Source organism: Agrobacterium vaccinii (assembly GCF_021310995.1).
In the GTDB taxonomy this organism is placed as follows: Bacteria; Pseudomonadota; Alphaproteobacteria; order Rhizobiales; family Rhizobiaceae; genus Agrobacterium; species Agrobacterium vaccinii.
In genome coordinates this window covers 1002133-1024011 of sequence record NZ_CP054151.1, presented here as the reverse complement: position 1 = coordinate 1024011, position 21879 = coordinate 1002133, and the positions used below count along the sequence as shown (strand labels likewise).

General features: G+C 53.7%; 20 protein-coding genes and 3 pseudogenes. 20 read left to right on the top strand and 3 right to left on the bottom strand.

Features of this window, described 5'->3' with window-relative positions:
- Nucleotides 1-116: 116 nt before the first annotated feature.
- Complete coding sequence (locus HRR99_RS19850) at nucleotides 117-677, bottom strand: hemerythrin domain-containing protein (RefSeq protein ID WP_233124556.1); 561 nt, start codon at nucleotides 675-677, stop codon at nucleotides 117-119.
- Nucleotides 678-850: 173 nt separating this feature from the next.
- Here HRR99_RS19850 and HRR99_RS19845 point away from each other — a divergent pair, with 173 nt between their 5' ends.
- The 3 genes from HRR99_RS19845 to HRR99_RS19835 all read left to right on the top strand — a co-directional run bounded on the left by HRR99_RS19845 (nucleotide 851) and on the right by HRR99_RS19835 (nucleotide 2332).
- Entirely contained in the window at nucleotides 851-1261 is a 411-nt protein-coding gene (locus HRR99_RS19845) for a winged helix-turn-helix transcriptional regulator (RefSeq protein WP_233124555.1), read from the top strand.
- 211 nt (nucleotides 1262-1472) lie between these two features.
- Complete coding sequence (locus tag HRR99_RS19840; RefSeq protein ID WP_233124554.1) at nucleotides 1473-1730, top strand: hypothetical protein; 258 nt, start codon at nucleotides 1473-1475, stop codon at nucleotides 1728-1730.
- Nucleotides 1731-1783: 53 nt separating this feature from the next.
- The gene (locus HRR99_RS19835; protein WP_233124553.1) at nucleotides 1784-2332 is read left to right on the top strand and encodes an isochorismatase family protein; all 549 of its coding nucleotides are present in this window, start codon (nucleotides 1784-1786) and stop codon (nucleotides 2330-2332) included.
- Between the two features lie 492 nt (nucleotides 2333-2824).
- On the opposite strand, the gene HRR99_RS19830 is transcribed toward HRR99_RS19835, so the two are convergent.
- On the bottom strand, nucleotides 2825-2962 hold the full coding sequence (locus HRR99_RS19830) for a hypothetical protein (protein ID WP_233124552.1): 138 nt from the start codon (nucleotides 2960-2962) through the stop codon (nucleotides 2825-2827).
- A 635-nt stretch (nucleotides 2963-3597) separates the two neighbouring features.
- Between HRR99_RS19830 and HRR99_RS19825 the strand changes: the two genes are divergently transcribed.
- From HRR99_RS19825 to HRR99_RS19775, 11 genes and pseudogenes are all read left to right on the top strand, one after another.
- Entirely contained in the window at nucleotides 3598-3801 is a 204-nt protein-coding gene (locus tag HRR99_RS19825; protein ID WP_111838649.1) for a cold-shock protein, read from the top strand.
- 150 nt (nucleotides 3802-3951) lie between these two features.
- Nucleotides 3952-4900 (top strand): IS630 family transposase gene (locus HRR99_RS19820; RefSeq protein ID WP_233124544.1). Its coding sequence is split into 2 segments (ribosomal slippage): nucleotides 3952-4287 and nucleotides 4289-4900, totalling 948 coding nucleotides; the frame shifts between segments, so codons are not numbered across the junction.
- A 152-nt stretch (nucleotides 4901-5052) separates the two neighbouring features.
- A pseudogene (locus HRR99_RS19815) lies at nucleotides 5053-5472 on the top strand (DUF4123 domain-containing protein); the annotation flags it as partial.
- 11 nt (nucleotides 5473-5483) lie between these two features.
- A complete protein-coding gene (locus tag HRR99_RS19810; RefSeq protein WP_233124551.1) occupies nucleotides 5484-5960 on the top strand; it encodes a hypothetical protein in 477 nt (158 codons plus the stop codon).
- The gene (locus HRR99_RS19805; protein WP_233124550.1) at nucleotides 5957-6733 is read left to right on the top strand and encodes a hypothetical protein; all 777 of its coding nucleotides are present in this window, start codon (nucleotides 5957-5959) and stop codon (nucleotides 6731-6733) included. The genes HRR99_RS19810 and HRR99_RS19805 overlap by 4 nt, the downstream gene beginning before the upstream one ends.
- Before the next feature lie 15 nt (nucleotides 6734-6748).
- A pseudogene (locus tag HRR99_RS19800) lies at nucleotides 6749-6883 on the top strand (HNH endonuclease); the annotation flags it as partial.
- 11 nt (nucleotides 6884-6894) lie between these two features.
- Nucleotides 6895-7416, top strand: a complete 522-nt coding sequence (locus tag HRR99_RS19795; protein ID WP_233124548.1) for an SMI1/KNR4 family protein — start codon at nucleotides 6895-6897, stop codon at nucleotides 7414-7416.
- 54 nt (nucleotides 7417-7470) lie between these two features.
- Nucleotides 7471-8223, top strand: coding sequence for a cell division cycle 123 family protein (locus HRR99_RS19790; protein WP_233124547.1), 753 nt, complete (start codon nucleotides 7471-7473; stop codon nucleotides 8221-8223).
- A gap of 20 nt (nucleotides 8224-8243) precedes the next feature.
- Nucleotides 8244-8549 carry a PAAR domain-containing protein gene (locus HRR99_RS19785; protein WP_233124546.1) on the top strand — a complete coding sequence of 102 codons (306 nt, stop codon included), beginning with the start codon at nucleotides 8244-8246 and terminating at the stop codon, nucleotides 8547-8549.
- Between the two features lie 135 nt (nucleotides 8550-8684).
- Nucleotides 8685-9212 carry an AP2 domain-containing protein gene (locus HRR99_RS19780; RefSeq protein WP_233124545.1) on the top strand — a complete coding sequence of 176 codons (528 nt, stop codon included), beginning with the start codon at nucleotides 8685-8687 and terminating at the stop codon, nucleotides 9210-9212.
- A 98-nt stretch (nucleotides 9213-9310) separates the two neighbouring features.
- A protein-coding gene (locus HRR99_RS19775; RefSeq protein ID WP_233124544.1) for an IS630 family transposase occupies nucleotides 9311-10259 on the top strand; the annotation gives its coding sequence in 2 pieces (ribosomal slippage) (nucleotides 9311-9646 and nucleotides 9648-10259; 948 coding nt in all).
- Between the two features lie 111 nt (nucleotides 10260-10370).
- On the opposite strand, the gene HRR99_RS19770 is transcribed toward HRR99_RS19775, so the two are convergent.
- Nucleotides 10371-10589 (bottom strand): hypothetical protein, encoded by a 219-nt coding sequence (locus HRR99_RS19770; RefSeq protein WP_233124543.1) that lies wholly within the window; start codon nucleotides 10587-10589, stop codon nucleotides 10371-10373.
- Between the two features lie 477 nt (nucleotides 10590-11066).
- On the opposite strand from HRR99_RS19770, the pseudogene HRR99_RS19765 reads away from it, so the two are divergent.
- The 6 genes and pseudogenes from HRR99_RS19765 to HRR99_RS19740 all read left to right on the top strand — a co-directional run.
- A pseudogene (locus HRR99_RS19765) lies at nucleotides 11067-11520 on the top strand (integrase); the annotation flags it as partial.
- A 1012-nt stretch (nucleotides 11521-12532) separates the two neighbouring features.
- Nucleotides 12533-14947: a type VI secretion system tip protein TssI/VgrG gene (gene tssI / locus HRR99_RS19760; protein WP_233124542.1), complete on the top strand. Its 2415-nt coding sequence runs from the start codon at nucleotides 12533-12535 to the stop codon at nucleotides 14945-14947.
- 7 nt (nucleotides 14948-14954) lie between these two features.
- Nucleotides 14955-16115, top strand: coding sequence for a DUF2169 family type VI secretion system accessory protein (locus HRR99_RS19755; protein ID WP_233124541.1), 1161 nt, complete (start codon nucleotides 14955-14957; stop codon nucleotides 16113-16115).
- A complete protein-coding gene (locus HRR99_RS19750; RefSeq protein ID WP_233124540.1) occupies nucleotides 16112-16696 on the top strand; it encodes a PAAR-like domain-containing protein in 585 nt (194 codons plus the stop codon). The genes HRR99_RS19755 and HRR99_RS19750 overlap by 4 nt, the downstream gene beginning before the upstream one ends.
- 113 nt (nucleotides 16697-16809) lie before the next feature.
- Nucleotides 16810-17202: a hypothetical protein gene (locus tag HRR99_RS19745; protein WP_233124539.1), complete on the top strand. Its 393-nt coding sequence runs from the start codon at nucleotides 16810-16812 to the stop codon at nucleotides 17200-17202.
- Nucleotides 17203-17248: 46 nt separating this feature from the next.
- Nucleotides 17249-21760: an RHS repeat-associated core domain-containing protein gene (locus HRR99_RS19740; RefSeq protein WP_233124538.1), complete on the top strand. Its 4512-nt coding sequence runs from the start codon at nucleotides 17249-17251 to the stop codon at nucleotides 21758-21760.
- Nucleotides 21761-21879 lie beyond the last annotated feature (119 nt).

Sequence of the window (21879 nt, the reverse complement as noted above, 5' to 3'; positions counted from 1 at the left end):
TTCGTATTGCTCATTTTCGATCAATGTCGTCGGTGATTGGGTGGGTGATTACTTCGATCTAAATGTCGGGATCGTTGGCCGTCAATATGAGAGTGAAATCGTGGTAATGTTCGATGCTATGGCATGGCATTGTAGTAGCCGATAGCTTCTTCCAGTTGATTTTGTTCGTAACCGAAATGCGACCGAACAACCTGGTCGAGCACGAGCAGGGTGGCCTTGGCTTCTGAAAAGTTTTCAGGGCCTGGCCTAGCCCGAATGGCCGCGACATGCCCGGCCAATTTCACAAGCAACTCGTGAATGACGACATGCTCTTCAGCAAGGCGCACGATCACGCGCCTCATGCCGTCGCTGCCTTTGGCGTGGATGACAGGAAAAATTGTGGTGTCCTCTGCGGTGTGATGAAAATCCAAAAATTTGCATTCCCGACCACATAGATTTCCAAATTTCGCATAATTTCTCGTCATCTCCAGTGTGTCGAGATGTTCTGCAAATTCCTCGACACGCGTTTCGCCAACCTCGACTTGACGCATCATGTCCATGGTTTCATCAAGAGCTTCCAAATGCATGTCGTGGATTAGCGCAAGCCGTCTTCCTGCGGTGCGATCTGCCATTGTGGCGCCTGGGATAAGTGGAGCTTTGGGTCTTGCTTCGTCGTTGAGAAGGTCAAATACATTCATGGAAACGGCCCATCGGTTGCGAGCCGTCGCGGCCCGCTCATTTGAAGGTTCTGCAAGACAGCTTTGCTGGGACTATCCCAATATCGCGTTGTATCCGCAGGCAACTGGACTACCATCTAAGATGTTTAACAGACGACACAAGACGGCACTTTAAAGCTACAGAGGTTTCCTTGATGATACCGCATATCCTTGTAGAGCATCCTGCTTGCCTACCGGTACGCGAATTGCTCTCGGTTATAGGGAGCAAGTGGGCGATCCTTCTCATTGGCGTGCTTGAAGAAAAACCAAAGCGGTTTTCCGAGCTGAAGCGAGATATCGGCGACATCACGCATAAGTCTTTGACAAGCGTTCTTCGTGAACTAGAAAAAGACGGGCTTGTGGACAGGATTGTTACGCCTGTTATCCCGCCGCGCGTTGACTACCGCCTGACTCCGCTCGGCCATTCGCTTTGGCAAGCACTCGATGTCTTGAGCAAATGGGCGATTGAAAACCACGACGCTGTCGCCAATGCACGCGAGCGGTATCTGAAGATTACCCATGCACTAGAGAGCGATCGAAGCGACGCTCGCGCCCACGAAATCTAAAGTTCTATCGCCCAATGACGCCTGAGAGAGGCCGGTAGCAGAGATCGCGGAAACTGCATGATCCGGCGGCATTCGACGAGGACTTCGACACCGTCCAGATCCGCCCTGTAGACATTCTAAACCGTGCTACTGATTGCATTTGTTACTTAAGCCGTGCCCGTTTGCCAAGTCTCTGTTGGCCTTCTATCTCCCTCAACAAAGAGATCAGTTGATGACGGAGAGCGAAGCGAGCGCGCCGGGCGAACAGTGGCGTGGGTCGGGTTGGAAGCTGGTCTGTGACGTGATGTGCGACGAGATTCTGGGTCTGGTTCTGCCGCCGGTGATGCTGTCGACAAGGCGCAATTGGCCAAATAGTTTGGCATGCCGCGCACGCCCAACCGCTGAATGCATCCATCTTCACGGCAAAAGGCTATCACTCGAATGGAAACAGCTGAATGAAGGTTGCTTTGGCTCTTTGCCGGCATTTTGACACATGATAGGCAAGACTATGGCCTTTACAGACCCACGACAGGATCACGGATTTTGAAAAAAGCTCTTGTTATCGTTGATATGCAAATGTACGTGCAGGACCGCCTAGATGGCGGGCGGGATCATGTCCATGGCAATGCCATCGTCAAGATCGCTGAACTGGCTGCGAAATTTCGTAAGGACGGTGGGACGGTAATCCACGTTCATCATGGCGACCCCGATCCGACATCGCCGATGCACCCAGGTGCACCAGCACAACGGGTGATGCCAGGCGTCGCACCCCTTTGCGGGGACCCCGTTTTTGTCAAAAGCACATCATCGCCCTTCGCATCGACCGACATGGAAAACTATCTCCAGGACAGTCGTATAGAGACTGTCGTCGTCACGGGTGCCGTTGCAGGTTATTGCGTTAACACGACCGTTCGAGCTGGGTCGGATCTTGGTTTCAAGATGGTGGTGGTCCGCGATGCAGTCGTGGGCTTCGACCTTCCCGATGAGAATCTCTCCGCTCGTGCGATTTTTGATGTCACCATGGCCCATCTCAAATCCGATTTCGCTAATATTGTCGACAGCTCCGCAATTATGGCTCCTCTTAGCGAATGACCGCAGTTGGTGCGAAGTGATTGTAGCGACTGAGGAAGTTAAAGCCGAACAGGTTTCCATCCCGCCCCTTTCTACACTTGAAACCCGGTCCAGCCGCTATGGTCGGGGGCTAATCCTTGGTAACAATGTCGCATTTCTAACGGGCCAGCGGCGGCGTATCTCTAATCAGCTTTGACACCATTTGTAGCCGCAAAGTTAAAGTGTTCTGTTTCTGCAAAATTGGAATGTCACACTCTCCATGTCTGGTTGACGCCTGGAAGATCGCAGATGGGACTGATTTCGATGAGCAAGTGCGATCTGCATCGGCCGACCGTCCAACAAGCGGAACAATGATGGTATTCGTAACTACTCGGCAGCCATGGTTCAGAAGCATTATCCGAATTTTTGAAGCGACTCTGGTGACCGAGAAAGTGGCAGAGCGTGATGTTGCTTGCGAGTTCCGAGCGAGACGGTCCGCAGCTGGATGGTCGACGACTGCCGTTGGCACTTTCGTCAGCCACACGCCCAATCAAACTTCATGTCACGGAAATCGAGTTGGGCGTTGCCGCCGCCAAAATTGTACCCGCCGAAATACTCATCAAACTCAACGTAGTATGGGCTGAACGCCGGGATGTTCTGCACCGGCTGCATCGTGCCACCTATATGCGCGTCCTTATGGTCCTTCGCCCAATCGTGTATCCGAAACGCATCCTGAATGCGCTGACGTCCTTCCTCGGTGTCAGTTGAGATCGCCGTCGGATCTTCGGCCTAATAGAATTAAGACTGGTACCCTTCGCTGTCGCCCGCCCAATCCAGAATAGGTAAATTTGCAATAGCCGCAATGGCTGATCATCGGTCAATGAGATGCCGAACGATTTCATGCTAATTGTTTTGAAACTCCCTTCTTTCTTGAGTGTGTCGAGCGCATCATTTATATCGTTGACGAGTTTTTCATCCAGTTTGCGCAAGCCAATCCCGACACCCGGACCGAAGATGTCGCCAGAAATGCGGGCCCCGAACTCGCAGAGGCGTGCCGACATCCGGTATGCGCAAGAAATTCGCCGTTGACTACGATAGAATGTCAGCCATGATCTTTGCAAACCCACCTGGTTTCGAAGCTGTTAAGAAGCGCTTGAGGAGGCTGTCAACGCGGCCAAATAGTCGATCAGCAGTCCGCAAAAAAATTCGATGCAACTATCTTGGTGTTGGAGGTTGCCGGTTAGGCAAACGAGCGATAAAAAGCCTACTGCGGGTCAAGTGGCTGCAGGACATTAAAAGGAATTCTCATGGCTACCGGTACAGTTAAATTTTTCAATGACGACAAGGGATTTGGCTTCATTACGCCTGAGAATGGTGGAACGGACGTGTTCGTTCACGTATCTGCCTTGCAGCAGGGTGGGTCCCTGAGAGAAGGTGACAAGGTCACTTTCGAAGTTGGCCAGGACCGCAAGACCGGAAAATCGAAGGCTGAGAACGTTAGCGTGCTCTGACCTGCGGGCCGCGAGGCCAGCCTGACCGCTGAACAGCACCAAGCTGGCCTCGCTCTCTAGAGCGTTTCCACGTCTTTCTGAATCGGGTTTGATTCCCAAATCAGTTCTGATGTGATTCACTGATGTTGGCTGGATGGAGGCCAGCATCTGATGACCGCACCGATATCAAATGATCTTCGTGAACGTGTTGTCGCAGCCGTGTCGAGCGGCGAAAGCGTCCGTGCCGTTGCAGCGCGCTTTGATGTGGCCGCGTCTTCGGTGGTGAAATGGTCTCAGCGCCATCGTGCGACCGGATCGGTTCGTCCAGGCAAGATGGGTGGTTACCGCAAGCGCATCCTGGAGCCACATCGCAGCTTCATTGCCGAACGGCTCGCTCAGAATCCACACCTGACACTGCATGGACTGAAGGCCGAACTTGCCTTGCGAGGCATCGCCGTCTCCCACAATACAATTTGGAAATTCATCCGCAGCGAGGGGCTGCGCTTTAAAAAAAACGCTGTTCGCCCTTGAACAGGCGCGTGCCGATGTCGCCCGTAGAAGAGAGCGATGGAAGACCTTACAGCATCACCTCGATCCTGAACGGCTGGTCTTCATTGATGAGACCTGGATCAAGACCAACATGACACCCATCAGGGGCTGGGGACCCAAAGGCAAGCGACTGCGTGCGTTTGCGCCGCATGGGCACTGGCGTACGCTGACATTCCTCGGTGCATTGAGAAAGGATCGGTTGGCAGCACCTTGTGTCTTCGACGGACCGATCAACGGTCAGTGCTTTCGTGCCTATGTCGAACAGCAGTTGGTTCCGGTTCTCAAGCCAGGCGACATCGTCGTCATGGACAATCTTGGCAGCCACAAATCCGCGGCAGTCCGTCAGGCGATCACGGCTGCCGGTGCTCGGCTATGGTTCCTGCCACCCTACTCGCCGGACCTCAATCCAATCGAACAGGCCTTCTCGAAGATAAAGCACTGGATGCGCAACGCACAGAAGCGCAGCATCGAAGATACCTGGCGGCATATTGGCGGGCTGGTCGAAACGATCCGACCCGACGAATGCGCAAACTACATCAGAAATGCAGGATATGGTTCCGTCAAAAGGTGAAACGCTCTAGCCGCCGCCGCCCGAATGTCGTCCCTAGGTGGCAGCGACGGCAGCCGAATAGTCACGCTTGGGCTCCGCGAGATGAAGGTTGGCGGTATTGTAGGTGTTCTAGCGGCTGAAGGATGCGTTCTTGAAATACTCTCTATCGCGGCCAGGCACTGGAGGAATTTGGCGACGACACCGCTTGGGTTGTCGGCATCGCACCAGATGAAAGCGTTCTCGACTGGCTAATAGACAATGGTTTTGGAAAGCGATGGTCAATTTTCTTGCGGTCGCCACTTCAACTGGCCGATGTTGTGCGCCACTTGCGCAAGTTCACCGTTATTGAGGATGAGGGGGGTACCGTACACTTCTTCCGTTTTTACGATCCTCGTACGCTAAGGCAATATCTTCCGATCTTTACGCCTGAACAGAACGGGGCCTTTTTCAAAGGTGTTGACGCTTGGTTTTGCGAGCATGATCTCAGGCCCGATGAGCTTCTGAAATTCACGGCGAATGCGGGTACGCTTCATCGTGAGGTAATTTCGCTCGCATCTATACACGATGCGAAAGGCACAGACGATGAGTTCTAAAGGATAGCACAATGATCATCAAGTTCGACCCGAAGCAGATGAATGCGATGCTCCAAGATGACGACGATTTCGTCGATTATTTTACGAAAGAAATAATTCCCAAACATCTGCCTAGCTTTGCTGGCATGGCGCCATCACCACAGGCCGCCGAAATGACACGCTGGGGCCGTCGCTACTCCGAGCATTTTGGTTTTTCGGATCCGATCTACCAAATCCAGTTCGTCGTGCTGATGTGGCGTATTGGCCCGGATTTCTTTTTGTTCGAACCGTATCGCAGCATTTTGCAAGACCGTAACCAATCCGAGGAGCAACGTATGGAGCGCTGCAATCTCGAACCGACGATGAAACAGGAAGGCGACGCGATTGCGCGTAGCAAAAACGACTACTGGTTTCCGCAGTATATGAAAAACAACATGCTTGGCGTCCCTTACGATGATGTCGAAGAGCAGTACCTCGAGGAGCTTCAGACCAAAGGCGCGCCTCAATGACCCAGCACCTTGATGATCTCGTTAATGTTCCCGACTCGCGCGAGCTGGAACTTGCTCGCGCCGATGTGGATATGCTCAACCAGCGCTACACGGAGATCGCAAAGGAAGCCGGTTGGTTGGCGGCCTCGTCTGTGCCGGTCGTAGGCGGCGTTGTCGATGTAGCCAGCGCGATCGGCAATGCTTGGTCTGGCAATTGGGCTGATGCCGGCCTTGATATTTTCGGCCTGGTACCAGGGTGGGGTGATGCTGCGAAAGCGGGCGTAAAAGGCACCAAGATTGCTCGTTATGCCGAGAAGTTGGTTAGCCAGGTGGCTGCCGCGCAACGCAAGGTCAAGGCTCTAGAGGAGCACGTGAGAAAGAGTGCAGCGGCTTCGAAGTACTGGGCGTCTAAGCGTGGCCAGGCTTACAAAAAGCTCCAGGAAGACCTTAAAAAATGCAAGACAAAAGAATGCCGCCGTAAAAAGGTCGACGAGTACAAGGATGGCGGTAAGTACAAAAATATTCCCCGCGGAGGCACATGGTCAGGCGAAACAGGCAATAGCAAGTGGACGCCCGAGCCAGGAACAAATGCGGAAAAGTCATTAAAAGACTATGGTCAAGACGGCATAAGTTACAAAAACGGAAAGCCGGATTTCTCACCTTTCATGAAGAATGGTCCTGATGGTCAGCCCATTCAGACCCGCATATCCAACATGAAAGGAAATCTTGCACGAGGACCGGACGGCGACGTGGGGCAAGCCGTTGCCCCATTGAAGGAAAAGTACGGTAACTAGAGCAAGACTACGGACGAAAAAGGGTTCACGTGGCACCATAACGAAGACACATCGACGATGCAGTTGGTCGATTCAAATATCCATAATACCGCTCAAGGAGGAGGTGCCCATAGTGGTGGTGCCTCTGCAGTAAACGACCCCGCATACTAGGATTAGACTCGATGATGCCTGACCTCAACCAAGCGATTAAGTTTTTACAGGATAACTGTGACTTCCAGGTTGTGCCGAACACCACCTGGGATACCGGAAATTTCAATCGATTTTCCGAGCTTACCGGGCTTACCATACCAAGCGACTTGGCTGATGTGTTGAGGAAATATGGTCACTGCGGAACCGAATGTAATGATTCATTCTTAGTGCAGTATGACGACGGTAGCCGCTCAGTTCATGATGTACAGGTGCTGGTTTCAGATTTCGATAATATTGTTTCTCTCCATGAAACCTTTATATCTGGATCGGCATGGCCTGACCAGTTTACATTGCCAATGGTGTTTTTCGGTTCCGCCGATGCCGGCCACTCCTATCTACTGATGGATGGCAAGGATCCGGATAACGGTGCGGTATATTTTTGGGAAAGAGGTACAGATCCCTTCGGCACGGGCAATAACGCCAAGGGCGTTGTAAAAGTCGCTGATAGCCTCCCCGAATTTTTCAAGAATCTTACAGCTGCAGAAAATCTCTGAAGGTGCGCAGGATTTGACATGCTAGGTCTACACGAGAAGTGGCGATCAACTTTCATGGAACATTGGCCGGACGAGGTAATCGCGCTCGGATTGCCGGTGGAGCATATCATCTTGTCCGATCAGGATCGATTGGCAATCGGTGCGCGGACCGCGGCCTTCCGCGATATCTTCGAGATTGATGAGATTCCGCCCTTTACTGATGGTTTTTACACCGCCATCGATGAAAAGGTCGCGATTTTTCCCTCAGGGGGCCATGCCCGTCTTGGTGGCTGCAGCTTTAAAAAGCCTGGTTTCTTTCAGAAAGCCCCAATATCTAACAGTCGAGATCTCGCGCCTCATTTGCTGCAAGACAATCCGCGGGTAGCTGGCCTCCTTGCGAGCTCGCTGCAGCACAAGTTCGATGTCGGTCTGTTCATAAGACCGTGGCAAGATATCCCGCAATGGACAGAGTTCAGGTTGTTCTTGAACAACCGTGCCTTTATTGGCGCATCTCAGTATTTTCACACCATGGTTTTTCCAGAGATCGAGCAAAGTGCGAGGTTTATTGCTTCTGCCCTGATCGATTTTGCCGATGAGTTTCTGTCCGTTTCTCATCTGGACGACGCGATCGTTGACGTCTTTGTTAATCAGAATTCCGAATCCGGCTGGCGTGCATTACTCATAGATATTAACCCGCTGATCCGGCGTGCGGATGCCTGCTTGTTTCACTGGCAGAATGATGGGGATTTTGATCGCGGTCTACGCTTTCGCGGGCGCGACGGGCGCGTGCTTTCCATGGCACCTTTACCTTTCGCCCGGGCGTCGTGATAACAAGAGAGGTTAATCCAATGACTGGACGATTTGTTACTTTGAAAGGTCATATGCATGTCTGCCCGATGATAGATCCCGGTCCAAAACCGCACATCGGTGGGCCTGTGATATCGACGCAGCAAACATTCGTCACTGTCGAAGGCGTGCCTGTTGCAACAGTCGGAGACAGCCTGCTCTGCACGGGCGTGCCAACAACTTCTGACAAAATCACGAGCGGGTCATCTGTCGCAAGCATTCAGGGCAAGAAAATTGCCCGCATCGGCGATTCATGCGCCCATGGCGGCCGCTTGGTTGAAGGTGTTTCGTGGATTACGTTCGAGTGAAGAGTGTTTGGTCCACAGGACCAACGGATGTGATTCAAGGAAACCTCTCGAAAGGTAATCTATAGGATGGGTAGTGGCCATTTGACGAAAAACTTTCAATTTTTCGAGGCTGCTCCACAGTTTCACGAAGACGACATGTACGCCATCAATCGGGTTGATGCCGATCGCCACGGTCAGAATGCATGGCTAGTCAACTTTTCGCGTGGCGGCAAGACGTTTCAGATGACCTTTAGTGACGGCACCTATGGTGGAAATGAGCAGGCGCTGATCGTCGCCAAGGCCTATCGCGATGCGGTTTTGAGTGTCGTACCGCCTTTGACGAACAGCGATATGCGCATGCAGGTGCGCAAGAACCGTTCCGAAGGAAGCAATCTGCCTGGCGTCTATTACGTACAGCCTGGTAAACATTATAAAGACGGCGCATGGATCGCCCGGATTGAGGTGAAGGTTGAGGATCAGGGGAATGCCTCTGCAACAAAAAGACGCCGCAAAGCTATCTCTCGAACGTTCAACATTGGCAAATACGGTCACGATGAAGCCAGACGGCTCGCGGAAGAAGAGCGGATCTGCATGGTGCTTGCTGTTGACAACGGCGACGAACCCGCTCTTCGCAGTCCAGGTGCCATCGCACTCCATCGAAAACTGACCGACACTGAAGATTGAGGATCTAGAGCGTTTCCACGTCTTTCTGAATCGGGTTTGATTCCCAAAGCAGTTCTGATGTGATTCACTGATGTTGGCTGGATGGAGGCCAGCATCTGATGACCGCACCGATATCAAATGATCTTCGTGAACGTGTTGTCGCAGCCGTGTCGAGCGGCGAAAGCGTCCGTGCCGTTGCAGCGCGCTTTGATGTGGCCGCGTCTTCGGTGGTGAAATGGTCTCAGCGCCATCGTGCGACCGGATCGGTTCGTCCAGGCAAGATGGGTGGTTACCGCAAGCGCATCCTGGAGCCACATCGCAGCTTCATTGCCGAACGGCTCGCTCAGAATCCACACCTGACACTGCATGGACTGAAGGCCGAACTTGCCTTGCGAGGCATCGCCGTCTCCCACAATACAATTTGGAAATTCATCCGCAGCGAGGGGCTGCGCTTTAAAAAAAACGCTGTTCGCCCTTGAACAGGCGCGTGCCGATGTCGCCCGTAGAAGAGAGCGATGGAAGACCTTACAGCATCACCTCGATCCTGAACGGCTGGTCTTCATTGATGAGACCTGGATCAAGACCAACATGACACCCATCAGGGGCTGGGGACCCAAAGGCAAGCGACTGCGTGCGTTTGCGCCGCATGGGCACTGGCGTACGCTGACATTCCTCGGTGCATTGAGAAAGGATCGGTTGGCAGCACCTTGTGTCTTCGACGGACCGATCAACGGTCAGTGCTTTCGTGCCTATGTCGAACAGCAGTTGGTTCCGGTTCTCAAGCCAGGCGACATCGTCGTCATGGACAATCTTGGCAGCCACAAATCCGCGGCAGTCCGTCAGGCGATCACGGCTGCCGGTGCTCGGCTATGGTTCCTGCCACCCTACTCGCCGGACCTCAATCCAATCGAACAGGCCTTCTCGAAGATAAAGCACTGGATGCGCAACGCACAGAAGCGCAGCATCGAAGATACCTGGCGGCATATTGGCGGGCTGGTCGAAACGATCCGACCCGACGAATGCGCAAACTACATCAGAAATGCAGGATATGGTTCCGTCAAAAGGTGAAGCGCTCTAGGCGAGAGCCGTAGAGACCCTATGGGGCGATAATCTCCACCGATTCGGACGCGTCCGCAATCTCGGCAGCGTTAACTATCTAGGTCTCATGGCCAACGCCAACTAGGCTTTCTTGCGCCGAGAGATTTGAGGAATGAGCTCTCGATCCAATGCTGCCGCGAGCTTGCGCCGATCGCTACCACCCATGCCGGCAAGAAGCAGGATGTCAGCGTTCGATACCTGAGCTAGGTCCTTCAACATTTCAAAACCATGTTGGTTGAGTAAGAAAACTGTGGTGGGCCTCATCTTGATATCGGAGAGTGATTCTTGATCGTTTGTCATTCCAACTCGATCCGAGAATCACTCCGCTTGTGATGTGCAAATCTGAACCTTCGTTTCCCAGTCTTGCCGAAATCCCCGACGTATTGGGCAACATGATCAAATCCTTGTTCGCTGCAAACCATTGAAATTAAAGTTAATGTATTCTTAAATGAAAGCTATTTTAGGTATTAAGATTCAATACTCTGTATAACACTGGGTCCGCGCGATAGCCATCGATCAGTCTTCATTATCGATGGCAGTTGATCTGAGGCAGAAAATCAGACAAAATCGCACTAAAGCAGGGCCATAACGGCCGCAACAAACCGTCATTCCGGAGCCAACGTGGCCAAACCGACAAAATCACAGACCTCCGTCGAGCGCCGTGCCGAGGGGCTCGACACGATCGCATCCGTGCTTCCGCTCGAACGGCGCGACGAACTTGCCGAGCTTCTGACCGACTAGGCCATCGAAACGCTGCGCCACCTCGTCAATGCCGGCATGGGTGCCAGCACGCTTCGAGCGCTGACCTCCGATCTGGCCTATCTCGAAGCCTGGGGACTGGCAGCGACCGGCCATTCTCTTGCCTGACCGGCGCCCGAAGCCTTGCTGCTCAAATTTGTCGCACATCATCTCTGGGACCCCGAGAAAAAACCATCGAGGCAGATCATGGATGCCAGCCCACGTGGATGACAACCTCCGAAAGCAGGGGTTTCTCAAATCCATTGGCCCGCATGCGCCAGCCACCGTGCGTCGGCGTCTGGCGAACTGGTCGACACTGACCAAATGGCGCGGTCTCGATGGTGCCTTCGCCTCCCTGCCCTCAAATCGGCCATTCGCCATCGTGCGGGCCGTTCCTCGGACGCGTGGACGTAAAAGCGCGAAAGCGGTGACCGGTGATGTGCTGGCAAAATTGCTGGCCACGTGCGCCGGCGACGGCCTACGCGATCGTAGAACTCCGTAATGACGGCTTCGACTTTTGCTTTTGCTTCGGTCAAAACGTCCAGCTTTTCCAGCCTTCGTGTGTTGATGTGCACAAGCTTGCGTTTGGCAGGCCTGCCTGCATCGGAAACGAACACCGAGAGCCTGCTACCGTGATAATATTTAACCCGGACCCGTAACCGCTTCGGACGTGCCCTGTCGAAATCATCGTTGATCGACTGGATGCGTTCTTCGATCTCGTCAGCAGTGAGATGGGTTTCCGGCATGACGTCGCTGACGGGTATGAGATCGTCGGCAAAATGCTCTTGCGCCATCTCCGCTGCGTGATGGGCATAAGCAAGATGCGTAACGGGGAGTGCGGCAAGCCATTTGCGCCGCTGGGCAATAGCCATTGATTTTGCGGCCTGCTCTCCGAACTTCGACACGGAGAAGTTTTCTCGCTTAAGGCACTTATTGGTCGTCAGCATTACCTGCCAGACATCGCCGTCGCGGGTCTCAACCCGGCGCACCCCGGAGATGCCACTCTTAATGTTCTTGCGCAGAAGAACGGCCTGTTCGTGATTGGTCGCGGGTGGTATGGCTTCGATGATCGCATCGCGATAGGCACGCGCCGCCTTGTAGGCAGCTTTATCGGTGCTGTAGACACTGTCCTTAAACAGGCGCACGATCTTGTGTCCGCGCCGTCTCAGGCTGACCCACCAACCCGCTCCGCGACGTTCGTTGGCCTCCTCGCGCGCGAGTCCATAACCTTCTGCATCGTGCTTAGTCCCGGGGCTGTGAGCCTTTCTACGTTTCTTTGGTACCCCATTGTCCATATTCAATAGCGCCATGCATGTGACCTCACCTGCCTTTCCCTCAGATTAGTCGGCATATTACGGCGAGTTTGCGATTCAACGCGAACATTATAGGCCAACGGTTGCAAATAAGATCGCCTCTCCTTGCTTTTGACACAATGATTGATTGCATTCCTTAAAGATTTTGACAGCTGATTGATATTTTTTCCAATCCGATCACCGGGGTTTCCCATGACCGAGCAGCCATCGTCCGCCGACTTTATCCAAGCCAGCCGTGTTTTGAAGGTGAGGTCGCCGCTCGGCGAAGACCAGTTGTTGCCGGAGCGGATGGAGATTAGCGAGGGAGTCTCACAACTCTTCGAGATACAGCTCAGCGTCCGCGCCAAAAAGGAAGCGGTGAAGCCGGAAGAGCTGATCGGTCGTCTGGTCGATGTCTCCCTCGAAGTCAGCCAAGGCGACGGCGAAGAGGGAAGCGGCATCCGCCGCTCCTTCAATGGTCTTGTGACGGACCTGCACGAGGGGCCACCGATCACCCGCGGCCTGCGTTCGTACGCTATGACCATTCGCCCACAGATGTGGTTGCTATCCCGCCGTTCAGACTGCCGCATCTGGATGGACAAGACATCCATCGAGATCGCCGAAACGCTGTTTTCCGAGCATGGCATTCCAGCACCGGATACGTCGGGTATTATCAAACCACCGCCTGCGCAACACTATAGCACCCAGTTCAACGAGACCGACCTCGACTATCTCTTGCGGCGCTTCGAAGAGGATGGTCTTTTTTACTGGTTTTCGCACGAAGACGGCTCTCACAAGCTGCATGTGGCCGATACTGCCAATGGATGGCTGGGACCATCCCCGTCTGCGCAGGGCGAAGGCAAGGTACGATTGGCACAGGGATCGTCGGATCGCAACCATATCAATGACTGGGCTCGCCGCTTTTCCTACGTGCCCGGCCAGCGGGCGGGTGCCGACTGGAATTTCGAGACACCCGGCATGGTGCCGAGCAATATGACACCATCACTGGTGCAGATGCCGGATGCGACCAAGCGCGAGCTTTACGAATACCCGGCCCGTATCAAGACGGTCGAAGAGGCAGAGCGGGCGCAAAAGCTGCGGGCACAATCGATAGAAGCCGATCATGACCGTGTCTTCGGCGGATCGACATCACGTATTCTCGAAGCTGGTCGTCGGTTTACGCCTTACGAGGAAGCCCACCCCGAACATGAATATGAAGAGCATGTGATCATCCGGGCGAGCCACACCATTGTGGATCGCTCCTATGAAACCAACAGCAACGAGCCGGAATACCGCAACGCCTTCGAAGCCATTCCTGCCCGCGTACCCCTCACCCCGCATCGCACGACCAAGCGCCCGAAGATCGAGGGCACGCAGGTGGCAATCGTCGCGGGTCCCGAGGGCGAGGAAATCCATCCGGATCAATATGGCCGCATAAAGCTGTGGTTTCCATGGGATCGTAAGGCCAAGAAGGATGGGACGGATACGTGCTGGGTTCGTGTGAGCCAGGCATGGGGTGGAGGCACATGGGGTGCGCAGGTGATCCCACGCATCGGCATGGAAGTGATGGTCGCGTTCGTGGATGGCGATCCGGACAAGCCGCTCGTCATCGGCGTTGTACCGAACCCTGCCAACTCGGTCCCTTACGACCTGCCTGCCAACAAGACTCGGATGGCGATACGCTCCAACACCCACAAGGGCCAAGGTCATAACGAACTCACCTTTGAGGATGAGAAGGGACAGGAAAATCTTTTCCTGCACGCTCAAAAGGATCAGACTGTAAAAGTTCTGAATAATCAAACAAGTCGTGTCGATGCGAATGCCGTCCACTCCGTCGGCACAAACCAATCCTTGGAAGTGGGCTCCAATATGAGCCAACAGGTGGGCGGTGGCTTGAACATGGTCGTCGGTGGTGTGGGCGGTGCGGTCAGCGGTATCGCAGGTGGATTGCTCGCGAGCCTGGCAGGAAAAAGTGCAGGACTTCTGCAGCAGGCGATGTCGCTGGTATCATCCGTCATGGCGGACAGCCCCTCCTCGGCCAACAAGAACTCGGAAGCTGCAACTGCCGCGCTCGGCCAAGCTGAAAGCTCAGGCGGCAGTGACGCTGGCGCTCAAGACATTTTGTCGTCTGCCGCGGGTTACGCTGGACTGATGGCAACGGGTGGTCTCGGCGCGATGGCGTCGTCGGTGGATACAATCCGAAATGGCGTGAATGCCGCGTCAAGCGGTGAACTGCGCTCTGATGCCGGCGATGCGATGCGATCATCGGGCAGTAAAATGGGTGACCAAGTCGCATCCCTTCTGGGCAAAGGCATCTTCAACACGCTTGTCAGCCGTATGCAGAACACGAGCGTAGGTATTGCCCAGACTGAACAGGTCGGCGTGGCGAAAGTCGTTACAGTGGGCCAGGTTTACAACCAGACCGTTGGGCATACCAAGAACATCATGATCGGTAAGGAGCTGTTTATCGGCGTGGGCGGCGGCAAGGACGCCGATGGCAATGAGGTCCCGCCGAAGTCTATCCTCATCATGAAAGACGACGGCACGATCCTGTTGAGGGGCGTCAAGGTCTACATCGAGGGTGAAAGTCATGTGCAGGTTACCTCTGCCATGATCGACCACAATTGAGGTCGAGATGCCAGAACTCAAAAACCTGACCCCATTTCCCAATTTCCGCTATTACAGCCGCGACAACGAAAATCGCGAATTCGGCATCGTGATCGTGAAAGCTACTTACGAGATTGGCGATGACGGAAAACTGGTTGCTGCCGAAGAGCAGGCCCCCATGGTCTTTACCGATAAATGCCACGGCGAGGTCAACGTATCTTCGCTTTGGCATCCATCTGACCTCGTTCCAAACAAGCCAGCAACCGATCTTATTGTTGATGCCATTGCCCATTCACCGAGTGGCAAGCCGATGTCAGACTGGCTCTGTGGCATCAAAATCAACAACGGTGCTGCTGGCCTATTCTCAAAAAAGCTCAGAGTAACTGGTCCACGCCAGTGGGCGCCGGTGTGGAAGCGCAAGCTAAATGAGAAAGAGACCAGTGAGTGGCAGCGGCATCGCGGGCTATTTGATCACTGGGAGCTTTCCAAACCCACACCAACCATGGCAGTACCCTTGCGTTACGAGTATGCCTTCGGCGGTGAAATTCAAAAAGGCGTAAATGACGATGGTACGCCTATCTTTGACACAGACCATCAAAATCCACTCGGGTGCGGTAGGCTGAACTCTGAATGGTCAGATCATACCAAATCCGTTACAGCGCCTCAGATCGAGTCTCCTGACGATCCTATCAGAGAGCCATATAAGACCTATCCTCCACAAAATTTTGGTCCAATTCCACCGGCCTGGCTACCTCGTCGCACTTTGGGCGGAACGTACAATCAGCACTGGCATGACAATGTCTGGCCGGCTTGGCCCTCAGATTATTCGTTTGCTTATCACAACTCCGCTCATCCGGAGTTGGTGATTGAACATTACCTTTCGGGAAATGAGCAGATCACTCTTACGGGCCTTTCTGAGGGCACGGAAGAATGTGGTTTTTTTCTCCCGGCCGAGCAGGTTATGGTGGATTTCGTGCGAGCAGATAACAGATTTGAGCAGAAAAATATGGTTCTGGATACCGTTTTGCTCGACATTGGCTCGGTGAAGCGACGAGATTGGCGCGTCTATTTGTCTTGGCGAGTGAGTTTTGAGCCTGATCAGTTCGAGCAAGCGATCATACATCGCAAAAAGCTCTCACGAGCTCAAGTTGATCTGCCGTCGCCAGCGAGTAAGGAGAGAGCGCTGTGAGCATCGCAAAAATCTCCGCCCGAAAATGTGCATCGAACGTGATCGTCTCCACGACACCCGATGTCTGCTGGACACCAATCGGATCTGATATCGTAAAAGTGGGCTATTCTTCGATTGCTTTCCTAGATACGGCGATACGGCACTCGACGACAGTTCGAAATAACGGCAAGTTCGATTTTCAGCTAAATTCTCGCTGCGCTAAATCAACCGGCCATGAAGCGGGTACGAAAAGGGGCGTCGTCGTTCCTGGATATCTTGGCCCTGCCCACGTAGAAGTGGCTTCGCCTTTTATGTTTTCCGAAGGATGGGCTACCTGCAGCCACAGGGACCCGGCTTGGATCAATCGGCCAGATCCCGGTCCGGTGGAGCCGCACAAGTTGCAGGTGCAGGCACCAATCATATTAGCGGCAAATGACGGAACGCCTGGGAATAACCGAGCTCAGAACGCGCAGGTTGATGCAGTTTGCAGAATACTGAAGCTCACAAGAGACCAAAGGCAAATCCTTCATAGAGAAATTGGCGGCCAAAACTATGGGTTCCAAGAAATAATGGAATGCGCGAAGGACACGTTTGGAAAATGAGAGCACTCCGTGAAGCCTGGAATGGATATTTGCCTGGTCATGTTTTCATTAAGCGGGGGTATGGCAGTTGTCTCCTCGTCGACTATGAGCACGAGGGCAACAGGCCATCCATTATGATCGATAGGTCTAGGTGGATCGTAACGCAGGGTGATCGTCTAGCATTTTACGACTACGATATTTCCACAAGCGAGGATCTCGCGCTACTCGCGCCGTACCAGCTACAGTCCGTTGCGAACCAACCTGACCACCTGACGCTACATTTTGGTGAAGCCAACTTGGTGCTGTTCTGGACCCTACAGTCTCAGGAATTTCACTATGCTGGCATTCAGCGCGACAGCCAAGAATGGCACCAACTACCGAAAGACGATCGGGAAAACGTTACGATCTTTCCGACCAGTGGCGAAGCTGTTGGTATCGAATTCGAGATGATGCTCAATCCGGAGGATTATCCTTGGGGTAGAGACTTTCTACGTCGGGAAGCTGAACTCTCTAAAAATGCGCTTTAGGTCTGAAATGCAGAACGCATGCGGTATTTGAGGATTGGAGTGTGCCGTGGCTGATGCCGGTGAAACTAACTATGTTCCGAACACCCGCGATTATGTTGATAAGAACGGCGTGCATACCAATGAACGCGCCATTCCGCATACGAACGAGAGCATAGATCGAGACAACGCGGGTGCACAGCTCGTTGCTGGCGCTACTGCAAAGCCGGAGCTCGATCAGGCTTACGATGATTATGCAAGACTGACTACGTTAGCAAAACAAAGACAGCAGCAGGCATATGATCAAGCTCTTGCTGAGAGCACTGAGTATTACAGAAATAACAAACTGGCCTACATTGCGAAAAGCCTTTTAACAGGCGATGAGGATATGCTCCAGAAAGAGGCTGAAGCAAAATCCTTCAATCGCGATCAGCAAGACTTTCTATCTCCTTCGGAAGCGTCGAACTATAACAAAGCGCAGGAAATTATCGCGGGCAATGCAGGAGGTGCGGCGCACGCACTGGGAACGGGCTTAATCAACGGCACAGGCATCGCATCTGAGGAACATGAGAAAGGAAGTAGAGCAGATCTACATCAACAAGCCTCAACGAATGAACATCCATTTCTAAGATTTCTCGGCGAGATCGGTCCGGGGATATTTTTCTCCCGATTGATGGGCAAGGGCGAGAAGCCCGGCGAGACTGCACCTAAACCTGATCCTAGGCCAGAACCACGACCCGAAGCCAAACCTCCAGCGAAGCCTTTGCCTGTGGGTGAACCTATCTCCGTTACCAACGGTGAGTATCTGGAAACATGGCGTGACTTCTTTATTCCAGGAACTCTGCCGTTCGATGGCGCCCGCTACATGGGCCTAAAGCTTGTTCTTCCGCAGAACTATGCAAATCCGCTCGGACCGTGCCAGATCTCCATGTTCGATGAGGTGTTTTCGAACCCAGAACGCGGAAAGCTTTTACTTCATAATGCCGACGGCAAGGCTATCGGCTTCGACCGCCCGTTCAATTTCCTGCCCTCACACAATGGCGGCTACCCTCATCTCGAGCTGAATGCACCCTGGCTCAAACAGCTTCGCCTCAAGGATCGAGGGATCGTCAAAGGCTTTCGCCAGTATGATGACGACGTCTACCGACTAGAGCAGATTGAGGACCTCAATGGCCATAAGCTAATTTTCCATCGAAACGATGAAGGATTGCTTGAAACGATTGACGGCCCAGATGGGTTGATGTTGCGTTTCGAAAATAACGAGAAGGGGCAACGCACCCGGATCGCTTTGCTCGGTAGTGAAGGCGAGGAGCTGGAGCTCTCACGGTACACCTACGACGCCCACGGTCGAATGACCGACGCTCAGTGCTCTTTCGGCATGTCGGTGCGTTATGTATGGCTTCGAGACTCCAATCTGCTGGCATCCTGGAACAATCTGGCGCGCCAGTCGGAAACCCATTTTACCTATGACGACGAGGGGCGGGTCGTTCGCACGAAGACAAATGGTATATGGAACGACGATCGGTTTGATTATCGCTATGGTGAAACGGGGTATGTGCCAGGCGGCAACGAACACGCCGCCCAAATATTCCGCTATGATGACCACGAGAACGTCACCGAAGAGATCGACCCGCTCGGCGGGATCATCTCCCACAGCTACAACAGTCACGGATTACGTACGTCAACGACTGACCAGAACGGCAATGCCAATCGCACCTCCTACGACACTCATGGCAATGTAAAGGAAATTGTCGATGCGGAAGGCCGCTCTACCATCTATGGCTGGGGCGACAATGGCGAGTTGATGATCGTCATTGACGGAGCCGGAAACCGCAAGACTTTCAAGCATGATGATAAGTCAAATGTCGTCTCTGAGACAGACGCGGAAGGCAACGTCACCCATCTTATCCGCGACCATCTGGGCCACGTCGTCGAAACCCATTTTGCCAGCGGCGCAGTCGAGCGCCGCACTTGGGACAAACATAATCGACTCGAGTCCATCACCGATGCCAAGGGCAACAACACCCGTTGTGAATACGACGCATTCAACCGCCTGATCGCAACGACGAGCTCCAGCGGGTCGCGAACCCTTCGTGAATATGCGGCTGGCGCAGGCGGTTTCGATACCATCAGCAGGGTCACGAGACCCGATGGCATAGCCGTCAGTCGCAGTTTCGATGGAGGAGGTCAGCTTGCATCGGTCACCGATGGCGAAGGACGATTGTGGAGCTATCGCTACGGCGCCTTCGGCATCCTGGAAGCGATTGGCGATCCGAAAGGCGGTGAACTCAGTCTAGAGACAGACATAGAAGGGCGTCTGATCTCGGTCACCAACGCGCAAGGATTGACCTACAGCTATGAGCGCGATGCTGCGGGACGGGTCATCCTGGAGGAGGACTTTGACGGAAGGGCCTGGCGGTATGCGCGGGATCCAGCCGGACAGATCACGCAGACGATCAAGCCTGATGGCGCAAGGCTGCGCTACGCCTACGACAAATCCGGTCTGATCAAGCGCGTCGAGACCTTCACCGCCAAAGACGAGCCCGAAGACGTTACACGTTTCTGGTATGACGGACGCGGTCTTCTCATTCGTGCGGAGAACAAGGCTGCGCTGGTAGAGTTCGGCCGTGACCGCAACGGTCGTATTGTCAGTGAGGCAATCAACGGCAAGCGTATACGCTCTAGCATTGATGCCATGGGTCGCCGCATCCGTCGAGAAATCCTTGGCCTTGGCGCATCATTAACGGACTACGTCCGTGATCCGTTGGGAGCGGTCGAAAAGCTCATTGCAGACGACACGGAGATCAGCTTCGAACGTGACGGTTTCGGCCAGGAGAAAGCTCGGCGTATGGGCGGCTTCAATCTGCTCCAACGGTTTGACAAAGCAGGTCAACTGGTTGTGCAGGTCGCCGGTCCGGCTACGGCACATGGTCTCGACGCGTCACGTCTCGGCTGGCAGTCTGATCGTGGTAATGCGCCAAAACCGGCAGGAGCTATACCCGAACATGCCCACCGTGTCTATGAGTATGACCGGGCCTTTGCTCCAGTCGGCATCGATGATGGTCTTTGGGGCAAACGCCAGTTTACCTACGATGACAACGGGCAATTGACGAGCGCTGAAGCCTCGACAGGCTCGGAACGCTTTTCCTATGACAGCGCGCGCAACATTGCAGGCGCCTCTTCATCCATTGAAATATCCGGTGAGCCCTTCCCTTACGGAAAAGCGTTCGACCAGACATTCGGCTCCGTCATTCCGGCAGCCGCTCCCGGCAACTGGCAGCGTTCACCCAGTGGCGTCGTGCAGATGGCGCGGGGTCCAAAGGGCGAGCGCACTCAACTGACACATGACGACTGCGGCCGCGTGATCGAGCGACGGGTCGAACGCGACGGTTTCAGGCCGCAGCGCTGGCGCTATGGCTGGGACATTCATGACCGGCTTGTAAGCGCAAGTAAGCTGGATGGAGAGGAATGGTATTTCCGCTACGATCCCTTCGGACGCAGGATTTCCAAGGTACGGCGCCTTGGCGGTGAAGAAAAGGATCGTGTTCTCAGGCTCTGGCCGACACTTGTCGACGCGGATGGACGTCCGGCAGAGATACGGGCTGGCGAAGGATCGTTCCAGGCTGATGTCGACAACCCTCCAGCAGTGGGCACAGCCTATCTGTGGGACGGCGACCGCATGGTGGCAGAAGCACCGCTGCGGCTCGACGGTCACATCGCATGGAATGAGGCAAAGCATTGGCATTTCGAGGATGAAACTCATAGGCTGCTCGCCAAGCGACAGTCAGACGGGGAGATGCTGGCAGTCGTCTGCGATCATCTCGGCACGCCAAAGGAGATGTTCGACCATAACGGGAAACTTGTCTGGGCTGCCGATCATCACGTTTGGGGCTCTGTGCGTACAACGCGGACATTTGGTGCGTTGGCAGTTGCACGTACTCACGACCCAGACACAAGCGAGCTTCAATGCCCTTGGCGCTTTCCCGGACAGTACGCGGATGCCGAAACGGGCCTCTGCTACAACCGCTACCGCCACTACGATCCGTTCACAGGGCAGTACACAAGTCCCGACCCGATTGGACTGGCCGGCGGGGAAAGACCGCAGGGATATGTTGAAAATCCTAGAGTAGCATTTGATCCCCATGGATTAAGCGCTTGGATGACGGCAACTCACAGAAATTCTTTAAGTTCTGGAAAACCACTGTTCCGAGGGGACGCTCGCGCGCCGTCCGAAATATTCGCGGAGGGTTTTAAACCTTGGGGTGACAGTAAAGACATTATTGCACATGCGATTGGTGCAAGAGACCCAGCAAGCTACTTTGTTTCAACTTCGGCTGACATCGCGGTCGCATCTAAACCCCATTTTTCCCAAGGTAGATACGTCTACCATATCGACAAAAGGGTAGAAGGAATAGATGTGAACAAATATCACAATCTTTCTGGTAAAACAAACTTCCATGAACGCGAGTTTGAAATTGCTGTGCCAGGTGCGGTAAGGCCTAGTGATATTATCGGTGTTCAACCTGTGCTACCAGGCAATCGATTAGGAACAATGGTACCTAATCCAAATTATGTTCCGTGAGGGTGATAATGGATCAGTACACTATAGAAACGATCACGAACGGATTGCAACGAAAGGCAATCGCAGTTGTTGAATGGCGTAACAACCGAGACCTGTTTCTAGAGCTTTCGTTAGACAAT